The organism is Nonomuraea montanisoli, assembly GCF_013363975.1.
Classification (GTDB): domain Bacteria; phylum Actinomycetota; class Actinomycetes; order Streptosporangiales; family Streptosporangiaceae; genus Nonomuraea; species Nonomuraea montanisoli.
Window position 1 is genome coordinate 541032 of sequence record NZ_JABWGN010000004.1, and the last position, 15834, is coordinate 556865.

The following is a 15834-nucleotide window of genomic DNA, read 5'->3' on the forward strand; positions in this document are numbered from 1 at the left end:
CGCTCGGACGCCCGCGCCCGGGAGGCGCCCGCGCGGCTAGGCGCCGGGCGCCGGGCCCGGGCCGGCCCAGATGCCGCGGACGTGGCCGATGTGCTCGGCCATGATGTGCCCGGCCGCGTCGCGCTCGCCCGCCTCCAGCGCGTCGAGCAGCGCCAGATGCTCGCGGGCCGAGGAGGCCAGTTTCTCGCCCGGAAGCTGCGACAGGCCGTACAGGCGGGCCCGGTTGCGCAGGTCGGTGACCACCGACACCAGCCGGGAGTTGCCCGACAGCGCCAGCAGCTCCAGGTGGAAGCGCAGGTCGGCGTCCACGTACGCGAGCAGGTCGCCGCGCTCGGCGGCGGTCACGATGTCCTCGGCCAGCGGCCGGAGCCGGGCGAACTCGCCGGTGGGCGCGTCGCCGGCCAGCCGGGCCACGGTCGGCACCTCGATCAGCCGGCGCAGCTCGGTCAGCTCGTCGAGGTCGCGCGCGGACAGCTCGGTGACCCGGAAGCCCTTGTTGCGCACGGCCTCGACCAGGCCCTCCTTGGCCAGGTCGAGCATCGCCTCGCGGACGGGCGTGGCCGAGACCCCGAACTGCTGCGCCAGCGCCGGCGCCGAGTAGACGACGCCGGGGCGCATCTCGCCCGTGACCAGCGCGGCGCGCAGCGCGTGCGCCACCTGCTCGCGCAGGCTCTGCCGCTCTCCGACCGCCGGCAGGTCGAGCCGGTGCTCCGCGCCCATCCGCTCATCAGCTCCCAACGTCCCACGCCTCGTACGCGGCCGCGGCCACCACCAGGTCCTCCCACGCCATGCCCGTGCTCTTGAAGACGCGGGGCCCGGGGCCCGGGATGACGCGGCCGGCGATCAGCTCGGCGAGGTTTCCGGCGAGATGACCAGTGGTGATCGTACCGTGGCTGATCGGCGCTATCACGTCCCCCGCCTCGGCCAGGGCCGAGGAGCGGGCCTCGACGACCACGGTGGAGCGGGCGACGAGGTCGTCGTCCAGCTCTCGGGCGTCGGGCTCGTGGGAGCCGACGGCGACGACGGTGGCGCCGTCGCGCGGCAGGGCGCCGGGGAACAGCGGCAGCCGGGCGGTGGTGCAGCAGGCGATGAGGTCGGCCCGGGAGACCGCCTCCTCCAGCTCGGAGGGCTCGGGGCCCCCGCCGGTCACGGGGAGCGCCCGGGCGCGCAGGCCCAGGACGGCGCGGCAGTGGGCGGCCAGCGCCTCGGCGCGGCCGGGGTCGCGGCCGGCGACGGTGACGCTCTCCACGGGGCGTACCGCGGCGAACGCCTCGGCGTGCCCGTACGCCTGCGGGCCCGTGCCGAACACCAGCAGCTCGCGCGCGTCCGGCTCCGCCAGGTGCCGGACGGCCAGCGCGGAGACGGCCGGGGTGCGCAGCGAGGTGAGCGCCACCCCGTCGAGGGCGGCCAGCGGCGTCAGCGTGCCGCCCTCGAACAGCAGGTACGTGCCCTGGATACGGGGCAGCGCGCGCCCGGGGTTGCCCGGGGCCACGGTGACGGCCTTGACCCCGGCGTAGCGGCCCGCGGCGGCGGGCATGAGCAGGAGCTGGCCGCCGGGCAGGTCCGCGGCGGTGCGCAGCGGCGTGTCCTCGGGGTCGAGCCCGGCGCGCAGGGCGTCCTCCAGGACGCGCACGGCCCGGTCCATGGGCACCAGCCGCCGCAGCGTGCCGGCGTCGAGGTACGGCAGCCCGGAGGCGTCCGGGCGGGGCGGGGGCTCCATGGTCAGATCATCCGTCACCAGGTCACCGCAGCACGAATCCGGCGCCGAGCGGGTCGTCCGGGTCCAGCTCGAAGACGTGCCGGCCGGTGCGGTAGGCCATGCCCTCGACCTCCGGCACCACCCCCTCCTCCGTGACCCGGGCGACGCGCGCCCGGAAGGTGGAGCCGACGACGCTGTCGTGGACCAGCGGCTCCCGGACGCCCTCGTCGTGCAGGAGCGCCAGGCGCGCGGCCGTGCCGGAGCCGCACGGCGAGCGGTCCACCTCGCCGTCGGCGAAGACGGTGACGTTGCGCTGGTGGACGCGGCCGTCCTCGCCGGGCAGCTCGTCGTGGAAGATCACTCCGTAGACGCCGGACAGCCGCTCGTCGGTGGGGTGCCGGGTGGCCGGGTGGCCCTCCAGGTCGCGCTTGATCCGGCGGGCGCGGGCGATCAGCTCGGTCAGGTGCCCGGCGCGCGCCTCCAGCCCGACGGAGCGGGCCGGCAGGCTGGCGTAGACGGCGCCGCCGTAGGCGAGGTCCACGCTCGTGCCGTCCGCCGGGACGCCGCGGGCGAGCACGAACGACGGGACGCCGACGAACGTGACCGCCTCGATCCGCCCGCCGGAGCAGCGCACGCGGGCGGTGACCCGGCCCGACGGCACGTCCACGACGACGTCGGTCTCCCCGTCGGGCGCGGCGGCCACCAGGCCCTCGCGGACCGCGTGGACGCCGAGCGCGATCGTGCCGTGCCCGCAGGCGGTGGAGAAGCCGTCCTTGTGCCAGAACAGCACCCCGAGGTGGGCTCCCGGGTCGTCGGGCGGGACGAGGTAGCAGCCGTACATGTCGGCGTGGCCGCGCGGCTCGTGGCAGAGCAGCCGCCGCAGCCGGTCGGCCTCGCCGCCCGGGCGCAGGGCGTGCTCGCGGCGGTCGAGCACGCTCGCGCCGGGCAGCTCGGGCGCCCCGCCGGTGACGATCCGGAACGGCTCGCCGCCGGTGTGGTAGTCGATCGTGGTGACGGTGCCGGGTGCGGTCACAGCTCGAAGCCCTCCGGGAACGGGTCGCGCGGATCGAGGAAGTACTGGGCGGTGCCGGTGACCCAGGCGCGGCCGGTGATCGACGGCACCACCGCCGGGGCGCCGCCGACCGTGGCGTCCTCCAGGAGCCGGCCGACGAAGCGGGTGCCGATGAACGACTCGTTGACGAAGTCGCGGCCCAGGGGCAGCTCGCCCCGGGCGTGGAGCTGCGCCATGCGGGCGCTGGTGCCGGTGCCGCACGGCGACCGGTCGAACCAGCCGGGGTGGATGGCCATCGCGTGACGCGAGTGGCGCGCGTCGGAGCCCGGCCCGGCGAGGTAGACGTGGTGGCAGCCGCGGATCCGCGCGTCCTCGCGGTGGACCGGCTCGTCGGCGGCGTTGATCGCCGCCATGGTGGCCATGCCGGCGGCCAGGATCTCGTTCTTGGCCTTGCGGTCGAACGGCAGCCCGTACGCGTCGAGGTCGACGATGGCGTAGAAGTTGCCGCCGTAGGCGAGGTCGTAGCGGATGTCGCCGTAGCCGGGCACGGTGACGGAGGCGTCCAGCCGATCGCTGTAGGACGGCACGTTGCGCAGCGTCACGGACATGGCCATGCCGTCCTCGACGGCGACCTCGGCCACGACGAGCCCGGCGGGCACCTCCAGGCGCACGGTGGTGACCGGCTCGGTCACCTCGACCATGCCGGTCTCGACGAGCACGGTGGCCACCCCGATGGTGCCGTGGCCGCACATGGGCAGCAGCCCCGACACCTCGATGAACAGCACGCCCCAGTCGGCGTCCGGCCGGGTGGGCGGCTGCAGGATGGCGCCGCTCATGGCGGCGTGGCCGCGCGGCTCGTTGATGAGCAGCCGCCGGATGTGGTCGAGGTGGTCGCGGAAGTACACGCGCCGCTCGCCCATGGTGGCGCCGGGGATGACGCCGACGCCGCCGGTGATGACACGGGTCGGCATGCCCTCGGTGTGGGAGTCGACGGCGTGGAAGACGCGCCTGGTCCTCATCGCAGGCCCTCCGCGAGCGCCTTCTCGGTGGCGGCGCGCACGACGGCCTCCTGCTCGGCGTCCAGCGGGAGGCGCGGCGGCCGGCACGGGCCTCCGTAGCGGCCGGCGAGGTCCATCGACAGCTTGATGGCCTGGACGAACTCCGTCCTGGAGTCCCAGCGCAGGAGCGGGTGCAGGCTGCGGTAGAGGGGCAGCGCGGTGGCCAGGTCTCCCGCGGTCGCGGCCCGGTAGAGCTCGACGCTGGAGGCGGGCAGCGCGTTCGGGTAGCCGGCGATCCAGCCGACGGCCCCGGCCACGGCCAGCTCCAGGAGCACGTCGTCGGAGCCGACCAGCAGGTCGAGCCCGGGCGCCAGCTCGGCGATCTCGTACGCCCGGCGCGCGTCGCCGCTGAACTCCTTGACCGCGACGATCAGCCCCTCGTCGAAGAGCCGGGCCAGCAGCGCGGGCGTCAGGTCCACCTTGGTGTCGTAGGGGTTGTTGTAGGCCACGACGGGCACGCCCGCCCTGGCCACCTCGCGGTAGTGGTCGAGGACGGCGGCCTCGCCGGCCCGGTAGGCGTTCGGCGGCAGCAGCAGCACCGAGCCGCAGCCGGCCTCGCCGGCCCGCTCGGCCCACGCGCGCGACTCGGCCGCGCCGTACGCGCCGACGCCGGCCATCACGTTCGCTCCGCCGACGGCCTCGACGGCGGTCTCCATCACGCGGGCGCGCTCCTCGGGCGTGAGCGTCTGGTACTCGCCGAGGGAGCCGTTGGGCACGATCCCGTCGCAGCCGCCGTCCACCAGCCAGCGGCAGTGCTCGGCGTACCGGTCGAGGTCGACGGTGAGGTCGTCGCGCAGGGGCAGCGCGGTGGCCACCATGACCCCGTGCCAGGGCCGGACGCGGTCGCTCATGACAAGTCCTCCAGGTCGGAGGGGGTGCGGGCAGGACAGAGCAGCGCACCTCCCGCGCAGTAATATGTCACATACTTTCGAGCTTGAGAAGGGCGTTCCCCGGTGACGGGACCGCCCTCCCCGGCCCATACCATCGATGACGTGAAGCAATCCACGGACCACCCGAACCGCCTCGTCCGGCTCCTGCTGTCGCCCTGGCATCCCACGGCGGAGTCGTTCAGCGGCTGGGCGCTCGCGTCCGTGGCGGCCAACGCCGGCATCACCGTGAGCGGCGCCGCCGTCCGCGTCACCGGCTCCGGGCTCGGCTGCCCGACCTGGCCGCGGTGCACACCCGACAGCTTCGTGCCGGTGGCGCATCCCGAGCTCTCGATGGCCACCATGCTGGTCGAGTTCGGCAACCGGCTGGTCACCTTCCTGGTGCTGGCGGTCGGGGTCGCCTGCGTGCTGTCGGCGCTGCGCCTGCGTCCGCAGCGCCGGTCCCTGCTCCTGCTGACCCTGCTCCAGCCGCTGGGCGTCGTGGCGCAGGCGATGTGGGGCGGCCTGGTGGTCAGGACCATGCTCAACCCGTTCACGGTGAGCGTGCACTTCCTCCTGTCGATCGTGCTGGTCGCCGCCTGCTGGGTGCTCTACCGGCGCACCCGGGAGGGCGACGGCCCGGTGCGTCCGCTGGTCCACCGCGACATCCGCCGGCTCGGCCACGTCTTGGTCCCGGCGGTGTTCGCCCTCCTGCTGGCCGGGGTGACCGCGACCGGCACGGGCCCGCACTCGGGCGACGAGCTGGCCTCGCGCTTCGACCTCGACATCGAGAGCGTGGTGCGGCTGCACGCCGACGTCGCCTACCTGGTGGTGGGGCTGACGTTCGCGCTGGCGTTCGCGCTGCGCGTGACCGGCGCGCCGCGCGAGGCCCGGCGGGCGGCGCTCGCCCTGCTGGGGGTCGAGCTGCTCCAGGGCGTGATCGGCTACACCCAGTACTTCCTGGCCGTGCCCGCGTTCCTGGTGGGGGTGCATGTCCTGGGCGCGACGCTGGTGTGGATCTTCACGCTGCGCGCCGTCACGGCGCTGCGCGTGCGCGACGCCGCCGAGGAGGCCCCCGCCCCCTCCCCCACCGGAGTGCCCGCCGCCGTCTGAGTGGTTGTGCCATGGTGTGGGGTGAGATGTCGGCCACTCCCCCACCGAGGCGAGGTGTAGTTTTGCGGCAGTTCGTCCGCCCCTTCTGGCGTGCCGCTCTTCGCGCACGCCGCCCCTCCCGGACCGTGTTACGCCGGGCCTACCAGGGGGCGGTCCTGCTTAGCGTGCTCGCCCTGGCCCCCATGACCTGGGCCTGGCTCGGCAGCGCGCCCCACCGCGTGGTCGCCGGCGAGCCCGGCTGGCGGGCGCGGGTGCCCGGCGCCGAGGCCGCGCTGGTGCTCGGCGCCGGCCTGTACGGCGGCCACCCCTCCCCCATGCTGGCCAGCAGGCTCGACATCGCCGCCGAGCTGTACCGGGCGGGCAAGGTCAGGGCCGTGCTCCTGTCGGGCGACAACAGCCGCAGGGAGTACGACGAGCCGTCGGCGATGGCCGACTACCTGGCCGCCCGGGGCGTGCCCCAGGAGGTCATGGTCCTGGACTATGCCGGCTTCGACACCTGGGACTCCTGCGTACGGGCCCGCCAGGTGTTCGGCGCCAGCCGGGTGACCGTGGTGACCCAGGCCTTCCACCTGCCCCGGGCGGTGACGCTGTGCCGGGCGGCCGGCCTGGAGACGTTCGGCGTGGGCGACGACTCGACCCGGCGCTGGGCCGCCACCACCTCCGTCTACGCCACCCGGGAGATCGCCGCGACCGCCAAGGGCCTCGCCGACGCCCTGCTGCTGCACTCCGAGCCGGTCTTCCCCGGCCCGCGGGAGACCTCGCTCACCACGATCCTGGCCCGCTCCCGCTGACCGCCGGGAACTGCGCCCGGGACATGCTCATGATCTCCAGCAGCGCCCGCTGCTCCTCGTGGAAGGCGTTCTCGTCCACCACGCGGCGCGCGGCCCGCTCGTGCAGCAGGCCCAGCTCGGTGGCGGCGAGCTGGTAGTCGCGCATGGCCCGCAGGCCCCGCTTGCCGCCGTGCGCGCGGGCCCACTGCCGGGCCTTGCGGCGCCGGGGCAGCGCGGACAGCATGTGGATGTCGCCGGCGTCGACCAGCCGCGTCGGTTCGTACGGCGGCAGGTAGCGCTGCAGGAGCGCGACGATGCGCCGCCGGTCGCGGAAGACCACCGCGATCAGCACGGCCAGCACCAGCAGCAGCGTGGCGTAGGCGATCACCAGGCCACGGAAGCCGCCGTAGGAGACCATGCCGTTCCACAGGCCGTGCAGCACCATCGCGCCCGCCCAGCCGGCCATGATGGAGAACACCCGCTCGGGTCCCTGGCGCTGGGCCGCGTAGGCCACCGCCACCCCGATCATCGAGGTGAACAGGGGGTGCGCGAACGGCGACAGGATGCCGCGCAGCACCACGGTGACGGCCAGGCCCACGCCGCCGGCCTCGGAGTTGAGCGCCTGGACGTAGTAGCTGACGTTCTCGCTCATCGCGAAGCCGAGGCCCACCATGCTCGCGTAGATGACGCCGTCGGTGGGCCCGTCGAGCTCGGCCCGGCGGAAGCGGAGCAGCCCGAGCAGCACCAGGCCCTTCATGGTCTCCTCGACCACGGGCGCGCCGAACGTGGCGACCAGGTTGCGGGCGCTGGCCGCCGACACGTTGACCGTGTCGGTGACATAGTGCAGGTTGAGCGAGTTGATCAGACCGGCGACGAGCACGGCGACGCCCGCGCCCCAGGCGAAGGCGAAGATCAGGTTGCTGCGCGGCTCGGGCTCCATCCGGTCGAGCGCGAGCACCGCGGCCAGCAGCAGCGGCACCGGCGCCAGGGCCAGCACGAGCGCGATCACGAACTGCACGGGCGCGCCGTTGATCACGTCGAAGGAGAGGGAGACGAGCGCGCAGATGCCGGTGAGGACCAGCCCGGTGATCAACGCGAACGAGGGGCGGTCCTTCAACACCCAGCGTGGATCACGGGACGTCATACGGTGACTTTAACGGATCACGGAGCAGGTGTCCCGCGCGGGAGCCCGCCCCGGTCAGGGGCCGTGGACGCGTCCCGCCGAGGGGTCCGCTCAGGACAGCAGCGGGTCGATCGCGACGGCCAGGAACAGCAGCGCCAGGTAGGCGTTGGACCAGTGGAAGAAGCGCATCGGGCGCAGGTCGACCCCGGTCTTGCCGGCGTTGAGCCGGGCCAGCAGGCGGTGCACCTCCCACAGGCACATGGCGCCCAGCACCGCGGCCACGATCGGGTAGAACAGCGTGGTCCCGGCCACCGGCCACAGGGCCAGCGAGCACAGCACGGTCGCCCAGGTGTAGGCGATCGACTCCAGGATCACCCGCCGCTCGGTGGCCACGACGGGCAGCATCGGCACCTCGGCCGCCGCGTAGTCCTCCTTGTAGCGCATGGCCAGCGTCCAGGTGTGCGGCGGCGTCCAGAAGAACACCACGCCGAACAGCACCAGCGGCGCCCAGTCGAGCCGGTCGGTGATGCCGGCCCAGCCGATCAGCACCGGCATGCAGCCCGCGATGCCGCCCCACACGATGTTCTGGGCGGTGCGCCGCTTGAGGATCATCGAGTAGACGAGGACGTAGAACAGGATCGCCCCGGTGGACAGCACGGCGGCGAGCAGGTTGGTCGTCGCCCACAGCCCGATCAGGGACAGCAGGCCGAGCACGATGCCGAAGATCAGCGCCCCGCGCGGGGAGACCTGGTGCCGGGCCAGAGGGCGGCGCCGGGTGCGGCGCATCTTCTGGTCGATGTCGCGGTCGACGTAGCAGTTGAGGGCGTTGGCGCTGCCCGCCGACAGCGTGCCGAACACCATGACCGCGACGGACGTCCACAGCGGCGGCAGCCCTCCGGCGGCCAGGAACATCACCGGCAGCGTGGTGATGAGCAGCAGCTCGATGATCCGCGGCTTGGTCAGGGCGATGTAGGCCTTGACGACCATGCCGATCGAGCGGCCGCTCGGGCGCGGCGCATCCTCCGCCGGAGCGGGGGCCGTCGCCTGCCTGTTCGTCAGCACCGTCAAGGCGCTTCCAGCACGTGCGGAGTCAACGCGTAACCTCTGATTAGAGCGGATCCGTGGACGGGGCGCCGTGGCGGCCCTGCGGACAACAACCAAACTGTAGTCGCAGGGTCGGCCGGTCCGGCCAATGGGGGGCTCGGGGCCGGGCGTCACCACACCTGGGACACGCGTGGAGGGAGTGGGGAACGTTCGGCGTCGCCACTCGGTTAGGGTCCGGTGTGGGCGGGATATGCCAAACCGGCACCATCCAATGACAACTAGATTCCGGAGATCGAGCACTTGAGCACCGAACTCGTGCCAGCCCTCGAATGGACCGACCTCGACAAGAAGGCGGTCGACGTCGTTCGAGCCCTGGCCATGGACGCAGTGGAGAAGGCGGGCTCGGGCCACCCCGGCACCGCCATGAGTCTGGCACCCGCCGCATACCTGCTTTTCCAGCGTACGATGCGCCACGACCCGACGGACCCGACCTGGATCGGTCGTGACCGATTCGTGCTGTCGTGCGGCCATTCGAGCCTGACCCTGTACATCCAGCTCTACCTGTCGGGTTACGGCCTCACCCTGGAGGACCTGGAGCGCCTGCGCCAGTGGGACAGCCGCACCCCCGGCCACCCCGAGCACGGCCACACGGCCGGCGTGGAGACCACGACGGGCCCGCTGGGCCAGGGCCTGGGCAACGCCGTGGGCATGGCGATGGCCGCCCGCCGCGAGCGCGGCCTGTACGACCCCGACACCGCGCCGGGTTCCTCGCCGTTCGACCACCACATCTGGTGCTTCGTCAGCGACGGCGACATCGAGGAGGGCATCAGCCACGAGGTGAGCGCCCTCGCCGGTCACCAGAAGCTGGGCAACCTGACGGTCGTCTACGACGACAACCACATCTCGATCGAGGACGACACCCTCATCGCCAAGTCCGAGGACGTCCTCAAGCGCTACGAGGCGTACGGCTGGCAGACGCTGAGCGTGGACTGGACCGAGACCGGCGACTACGTCGAGGACGTGCAGGCGCTGCACGCCGCGCTGGAGGAGTCGCGCGCCGAGACCGACCGGCCGACGTTCATCCGGCTGCGCACGATCATCGGCTGGCCCGCGCCCAACAAGCAGAACACCGGCAAGATCCACGGCTCCGCGCTCGGCGCCGAGGAGGTCGCCGCCACCAAGCGCGTGCTCGGCATGAACCCCGACAAGGACTTCGACGTCCCGGCCGAGGTGCTGCAGCACGCCCGCGAGGTGGCCCGCCGCAACCACGAGGGCCGCGCCGAGTGGCAGAAGTCCTACGACGCCTGGCGCGAGGCCAACCCGGAGCGCGCCGCCGAGCTCGACCGCATCTCCGCCCACCGGCTGCCCGACGGCTGGACCCAGGCGCTGCCGCAGTTCGAGAAGGGCGCGTCGATGGCCACCCGCAAGGCCTCCGGCGAGGTGCTCAGCTCCCTGGCGCCGATCCTGCCGGAGCTGTGGGGCGGCTCGGCCGACCTGGCCGAGTCCAACAACACCACGATGAAGGGCGAGCCGTCGTTCATCCCGGAGGAGTACCAGACCAAGGAGTTCCCGGGTAACCGCTACGGCCGCACGCTGCACTTCGGCATCCGCGAGCACGGCATGGGCGCCATCCTCAACGGCATCGCCCTGCACGGCGGCACCCGCCCCTACGGCGGCACGTTCCTCGTCTTCTCCGACTACATGCGCCCCGCCGTGCGCCTGGCCGCGCTGATGAAGCTGCCGGTCACGTACGTGTGGACGCACGACTCGATCGGCCTGGGCGAGGACGGCCCGACGCACCAGCCGATCGAGCACCTGTGGGCGCTGCGCGCGATCCCCGGCCTCGACGTGGTCCGCCCGGGCGACGCCAACGAGACCGCCTACGCCTGGAAGGCGATCCTGGAGCACAGCGACCGGCCGGCCGCGCTGGCGCTGACCCGCCAGAACCTGCCGGTCTACGAGGGCACCAGCGCCGAGGGCGTCGCCCGCGGCGGCTACATCCTGCGCGACGCGTCCGACGCCCAGCCGCAGGTGATCCTCATCGCCACCGGCAGCGAGGTCGAGCTGGCCGTCAACGGCCGTGACCTGCTGGAGGCGCAGGGCATCCCGACGCGGGTCGTGTCGATGCCGTGTGTCGAGTGGTTCCACGGGCAGGACTCGGCGTACAGGCAGAGCGTGCTGCCGCCGTCGGTCAAGGCCCGCGTCGCCGTCGAGGCGGGAGTCGCGCTCGGCTGGCGGGAGTTCGTCGGCGAGGCGGGGGAAGTGGTGAGCCTCGAACACTTCGGCGCCTCCGCGCCGTACAAGACGCTGTACGAGCAGTTCGGGCTGACGGCCGAGAGAGTGGCGGCGGCGGCCAAGGCCAGTCTGGCCAAGCTGGGCCACGACAAGGGTGAGACGACGGGAAACTGAAGATGAGCGAGATCCTCAACAAGCTGACCGGCCAGGGCGTGTCCGTCTGGCTGGACGACATCAGCCGCGAGCGGCTGCGCACGGGCAACCTGGAGCAGCTGATCCGCGAGAAGAACGTGGTCGGCGTGACCTCCAACCCCACGATCTTCGCCAGCGCGCTCAGCAAGGGCGACGCCTACGACGCGCAGCTGCACGACCTGGCCGTGCGCGGCGTCGAGGTGGGCGAGGCCGTGCGCGCCATCACCACCTACGACATCCGCTGGGCGGCCGACGTCCTGCGCCCCGTCTACGACGCCACCAACGGCGTCGACGGGCGCGTGTCGCTGGAGGTGGACCCGCGCCTGGCGCGTGACACGGACAAGACGGTGGCCGAGGCCCGCGCGCTGTGGTGGCTGGTCGACCGGCCCAACCTGTTCATCAAGATCCCGGCGACGCTCGAGGGCCTGCCCGCGATCACGCAGGCCATCGGCGAGGGCATCAGCGTCAACGTCACGCTGATCTTCTCGCTGGAGCGCTACCGCGCGGTCATGGACGCCTGGCTGGCGGGTCTGGAGGCGGCCCAGGCCAAGGGCCTCAACCTGGCCACGATCGAGTCGGTGGCCTCGTTCTTCGTCAGCCGGGTCGACACCGAGATCGACAAGCGGCTCGACCAGCTCGGCAAGACGGAGCTCAAGGGCCAGGCGGGCATCGCCAACGCGCGCCTGGCGTACGCGGCGTTCGAGGAGGTCATGGCCTCCGAGCGGTGGCAGCGCCTGCGCGCGGCCGGCGCCCGCCCGCAGCGCCCGCTGTGGGCATCGACCGGCGTGAAGAACCCCGAGTACTCCGACACCATGTACGTCGACCAGCTCGTCGCTCCCGGCACGGTCAACACGATGCCGGAGAAGACGCTCGACGCGACGGCCGACCACGCCCGGGTCACCGGCGACACGGTCCGCCCGTACTACGAGCAGGCGTGGAACACCATGGCCGCGCTCAAGGACGCCGGGGTGGACTACGACGACGTGGTCCGGGTGCTCGAGGACGAGGGCGTCGACAAGTTCGAGGCCTCGTGGAACGAGCTGCTCGAGAGCGTCCGCAAGAACCTGGTCCCCTGATGCCCGCTCCTTCGAGGGACGTCAGCGACCATGCGGAGGGGGTGGCGTGCGCCGCCTCCTCCGGCGGCGCACCGCTCGCCGTAGCACAGGAGGCTTGAGATGACAGACCCGCAGGCGCCCGCGGAGGGGGCGCAGGCTGTGGACAGCACGGTCGGCAGCGCGGTCGACGCGGCCACGCCGGGCAAGGGGAACGGCCCGGCCGGGGCGACCGCCGCGGCGTCGGCGGCCACCTCGGTCGCCGGCACCTCGACCACCATCGAGGCGGCCGCGGCCAACCCGCTGCGCGACCCGCGCGACAAGCGGCTGCCGCGGGTGGCCGGGCCGTGCGTCATGGTGCTGTTCGGCGTCACGGGAGACCTGGCCAAGCGCAAGCTGCTGCCGGCGATCTACGACCTGGGCAACCGGGGGCTGCTGCCGCCCGGCTTCTCGCTGGTCGGCTTCGCCCGGCGCGACTGGAAGAACCAGGACTTCGCCCAGCTGACGCACGACGCCGTCAAGGAGCACGCGCGGACGCCGTTCCGCGAGGAGGTCTGGAAGCAGATCCGCGAGGGCATCCACTTCGTGCCCGGCGAGTTCTCCGACGACGGGGCGTTCGACGCGCTGGCCATGGCGCTCAAGGAGATCGACGAGACCCGCGGCACGGGCGGCAACTACGCCTTCTACCTGTCGGTGCCGCCGAAGTTCTTCCCCGTTGTGGTGGAGCAGCTCAAGCGGACCGGCCTGGCCGACGCGCCGCCCGGTTCGTGGCGGCGCGTGGTCATCGAGAAGCCGTTCGGGCACGACCTGAAGTCGGCCCACGAGCTGAACGAGATCACCACCTCGGCCTTCCCGGAGAGCTCGATCTTCCGGATCGACCACTACCTGGGCAAGGAGACCGTCCAGAACATCATGGCGCTGAGGTTCGCCAACAACCTCTACGAGCCGATCTGGAACCGCAGCTTCGTCGACCACGTGCAGATCACGATGGCCGAGGACATCGGCATCGGCGGCCGGGCCGGCTACTACGACGGCATCGGCGCGGCCCGCGACGTGATCCAGAACCACCTGCTCCAGTTGCTGGCCCTGGTCGCCATGGAGGACCCCACCTCCTTCGAGGCGCAGTCGCTGCGGCGGGAGAAGGAGAAGGTGTTCAAGGCGGTCCGGTTGCCGGCCGACCTGGCGGCCAACACGGCGCGCGGCCAGTACGCCGCGGGCTGGCAGGGCGGCCAGAAGGTCGTCGGCTACCTGGAGGAGGACGGCATCCCGCCGGACTCCGTGACCGAGACGTACGCGGCCGTCAAGCTGGAGATCGCCAACCGGCGCTGGGCCGGGGTGCCGTTCTACCTGCGCACCGGCAAGCGGCTCGGCCGGCGGGTGACGGAGGTGGCCGTGGTGTTCCAGCGGGCGCCGCACCTGCCGTTCTCCAAGGACGACACCGAGATCCTCGGCCAGAACGCGCTGGTCATCCGGGTACAGCCGGACGAGGGCATCACGGTGCGGTTCGGCTCGAAGGTGCCGGGCACGGCCATGGAGGTGCGCGACGTGTCCATGGACTTCGCCTACGGCGAGTCGTTCATGGAGTCGTCGCCGGAGGCGTACGAGCGGCTGCTGCTGGACGTGATGATCGGCGACCCGCCGCTCTTCCCGCACCAGCGCGAGGTCGAGCTGTCGTGGAAGATCCTCGACCCGATCGAGGAGTTCTGGGCCACGCAGGGCCAGCCGGAGCCGTACCCGTCCGGGTCGTGGGGGCCGCCGTCGGCCGACGCGATGATGGCGCGCGACGGCCGCGTGTGGAGGAGACTCTGATGACGACCTTCATGCTGAGCGACACGACGGCGGGGAAGATCGCCGGCCAGCTCACCCTGCTGCGCCACCAGATGGGCGCGCCGGCCATCGGCATGGTGCTGACGCTCGTCGTGATCTGCGAGGAGCGCGACCAGTACGACGCGCTGCGGGCGGCCACCGAGGCGGCCCGCGAGCACCCGTCGCGCATCCTCGTGGTGATCAACCGGGAGACCGACGAGCCGACCCGGCTCGACGCGGAGCTGCGCATCGGCGAGTCCACGCCGGGCGAGGTGGTCGTGCTGCGCCTGTACGGCGAGCTGACCGACCACGCCGACTCGGTGGTGAGCCCGCTGCTGCTGCCCGACACCCCGGTGGTGGCCTGGTGGCCGGGCAAGGCGCCCGACGTGCCGGCCAAGGACCCGATCGGGATGCTGGCGCAGCGGCGCATCACCGACGCCCGCATGGCGCCCGACGGCGGCGTCAAGGCGCTGGCGACGCGGGCCAAGGGCTACGCGCCGGGTGACACCGACCTGGCGTGGGCCCGGCTGACGCCCTGGCGCAGCCTGCTCGCGGCGGCCTTCGACCAGCCCATCGGCAAGGTCCGCAAGGGCCAGGTGGAGGCGGCCTCGGGCAACCCGAGCGCGCCGCTGCTGGCGGCGTGGCTGTCCGAGCGGCTGGGCGCCACGGTGAAGGTCTCCGACTCGGCCGGTCCGGGTCTGACCACCGTGCGGCTGACCACGCCGGAGGGCGACCTGTCGGTGGCCCGCGCCGACGCCCGGCTGGCCACGCTGTCCCGGCCGGGGCAGCCCGACCGGAACGTGGCGCTGGCCCGCCGGCAGACCCCCGAGCTGCTGGCCGAGGAGCTGCGGCGGCTCGATCCGGACGAGACCTACGAGACGGCCATCAAGCGGCTGGCCCGCTCGTACAAGCCCTGACGTCGTCCGGACCTGTTCGGCGAGACGGCCGGGCGCCCCGTGCGGGTGCCCGGCCGTTTCGTTCGCCGGGTCGTGTCGCCGGAGGTCCACCTGTGGCGCGTTCGGCCGGGGCGCGCCGCGGGGCGTGGCGTGGCCGGGGCCGTGGGGATGGAAGACTGGTCCCCGTGAGCGTTCCAACCGTAGTCGTCCACCGAGACGCCGACATCCTGGCCAAGGCCGTGGCCGCGCGGATCATCACCCGGCTCGTCGACGTCCAGTCCGCCAAGGGCACCGCGTCGCTGGTGCTGACCGGCGGCACGATCGGCATCGCCACCCTCGCGGCCATCGCCGGCACGCCCGCGCGCGACGCCGTCGACTGGCGGCGCCTCGACATCTGGTGGGGCGACGAGCGTTTCCTGCCCGACGGCGATCCCGAGCGCAACGAGACGGGCGCCCGGCGGGCGCTGCTCGACCACGTCGACGTCGACCCGGAGCGGGTCCACGTCATGCTCGGCCCCGACTCGGGGCTGACGGCCGAGGAGTCGGCCGACGCCTACGCCACCGAGCTGGCCAAGGCGGCCCGGCCCGAGGACCACGGGCCCTCGCCGTCGTTCGACGTGATGCTGCTCGGCATGGGGCCCGACGCGCACGTGGCCTCGCTGTTCCCCGGCATGCCGGCGCTGTACGACACGCGGCCGGTGGTGGCCGTGCACGGCGCGCCCAAGCCGCCGCCCACCCGCATCTCGCTCACGCTGCCCGCGCTCCAGGCCTCTCGCGAGGTGTGGGTGATCGCCGCCGGCGCGGAGAAGGCGGGCGCGGTGCGGCTGGCCCTGTCGGAGTCCGGACCGGTGCAGGTGCCGGCGGCGGGGGCGCGGGGCCGCTCGCGCACGCTGTTCCTGCTGGACCGCGCGGCGGCCGGCAAGATCCCGCCCGGCCTCGGCCGGTTGGCCTCCCCCTGAGCGCTCAGG

At 73.1% G+C, this 15834-nt stretch carries 14 protein-coding genes; 7 read left to right on the forward strand and 7 right to left on the reverse strand.

Translation table 11 applies throughout. From position 1 onward, the window contains the following. Positions 1-36: 36 nt before the first annotated feature. Genes HTZ77_RS12285 through HTZ77_RS12305 form a run of 5 tightly spaced genes read right to left on the reverse strand, consistent with a single transcriptional unit; the run spans position 37 to position 4620 of the window. Positions 37-738, reverse strand: coding sequence for a GntR family transcriptional regulator (locus tag HTZ77_RS12285; protein WP_328808548.1), 702 nt, complete (start codon positions 736-738; stop codon positions 37-39). Continuing rightward, positions 728-1738 (reverse strand): ornithine cyclodeaminase family protein, encoded by a 1011-nt coding sequence (locus HTZ77_RS12290; RefSeq protein ID WP_328808549.1) that lies wholly within the window; start codon positions 1736-1738, stop codon positions 728-730. The genes HTZ77_RS12285 and HTZ77_RS12290 overlap by 11 nt, the downstream gene beginning before the upstream one ends. Positions 1739-1742: 4 nt before the next feature. Continuing rightward, positions 1743-2732 (reverse strand): proline racemase family protein, encoded by a 990-nt coding sequence (locus tag HTZ77_RS12295; protein WP_328808550.1) that lies wholly within the window; start codon positions 2730-2732, stop codon positions 1743-1745. Next, positions 2729-3730 (reverse strand): proline racemase family protein, encoded by a 1002-nt coding sequence (locus HTZ77_RS12300; protein ID WP_175589622.1) that lies wholly within the window; start codon positions 3728-3730, stop codon positions 2729-2731. Before HTZ77_RS12300 ends, HTZ77_RS12295 begins: the two co-directional genes overlap by 4 nt. Further along, a complete protein-coding gene (locus HTZ77_RS12305; RefSeq protein WP_175589623.1) occupies positions 3727-4620 on the reverse strand; it encodes a dihydrodipicolinate synthase family protein in 894 nt (297 codons plus the stop codon). Before HTZ77_RS12305 ends, HTZ77_RS12300 begins: the two co-directional genes overlap by 4 nt. Positions 4621-4761: 141 nt before the next feature. Between HTZ77_RS12305 and HTZ77_RS12310 the strand changes: the two genes are divergently transcribed. Both HTZ77_RS12310 and HTZ77_RS12315 read left to right on the forward strand, forming a co-directional pair. Next, positions 4762-5748 (forward strand): COX15/CtaA family protein, encoded by a 987-nt coding sequence (locus HTZ77_RS12310; protein WP_175589624.1) that lies wholly within the window; start codon positions 4762-4764, stop codon positions 5746-5748. A gap of 125 nt (positions 5749-5873) precedes the next feature. Further along, the gene (locus tag HTZ77_RS12315) at positions 5874-6539 is read left to right on the forward strand and encodes a SanA/YdcF family protein (RefSeq protein ID WP_328808551.1); all 666 of its coding nucleotides are present in this window, start codon (positions 5874-5876) and stop codon (positions 6537-6539) included. On the opposite strand, the gene HTZ77_RS12320 is transcribed toward HTZ77_RS12315, so the two are convergent. Then, positions 6511-7662, reverse strand: coding sequence for a PrsW family intramembrane metalloprotease (locus HTZ77_RS12320; RefSeq protein WP_175589625.1), 1152 nt, complete (start codon positions 7660-7662; stop codon positions 6511-6513). The genes HTZ77_RS12315 and HTZ77_RS12320 overlap by 29 nt on opposite strands. Positions 7663-7752: 90 nt before the next feature. Next, positions 7753-8709 carry a heme o synthase gene (locus tag HTZ77_RS12325; protein ID WP_175589626.1) on the reverse strand — a complete coding sequence of 319 codons (957 nt, stop codon included), beginning with the start codon at positions 8707-8709 and terminating at the stop codon, positions 7753-7755. Between the two features lie 354 nt (positions 8710-9063). On the opposite strand from HTZ77_RS12325, the gene tkt reads away from it, so the two are divergent. From tkt to pgl, 5 genes are all read left to right on the forward strand, one after another. Further along, on the forward strand, positions 9064-11094 hold the full coding sequence (gene tkt / locus HTZ77_RS12330) for a transketolase (RefSeq protein WP_235994638.1): 2031 nt from the start codon (positions 9064-9066) through the stop codon (positions 11092-11094). Positions 11095-11096: 2 nt separating this feature from the next. Then, complete coding sequence (gene tal / locus HTZ77_RS12335) at positions 11097-12188, forward strand: transaldolase (RefSeq protein ID WP_175589628.1); 1092 nt, start codon at positions 11097-11099, stop codon at positions 12186-12188. 99 nt (positions 12189-12287) lie between these two features. Next, on the forward strand, positions 12288-13973 hold the full coding sequence (gene zwf, locus HTZ77_RS12340; RefSeq protein WP_235994552.1) for a glucose-6-phosphate dehydrogenase: 1686 nt from the start codon (positions 12288-12290) through the stop codon (positions 13971-13973). After that, positions 13973-14887, forward strand: coding sequence for a glucose-6-phosphate dehydrogenase assembly protein OpcA (locus HTZ77_RS12345; RefSeq protein WP_175589629.1), 915 nt, complete (start codon positions 13973-13975; stop codon positions 14885-14887). Before zwf ends, HTZ77_RS12345 begins: the two co-directional genes overlap by 1 nt. 164 nt (positions 14888-15051) lie before the next feature. Continuing rightward, positions 15052-15825, forward strand: a complete 774-nt coding sequence (pgl, locus tag HTZ77_RS12350; RefSeq protein WP_175589630.1) for a 6-phosphogluconolactonase — start codon at positions 15052-15054, stop codon at positions 15823-15825. Positions 15826-15834: the final 9 nt, after the last annotated feature.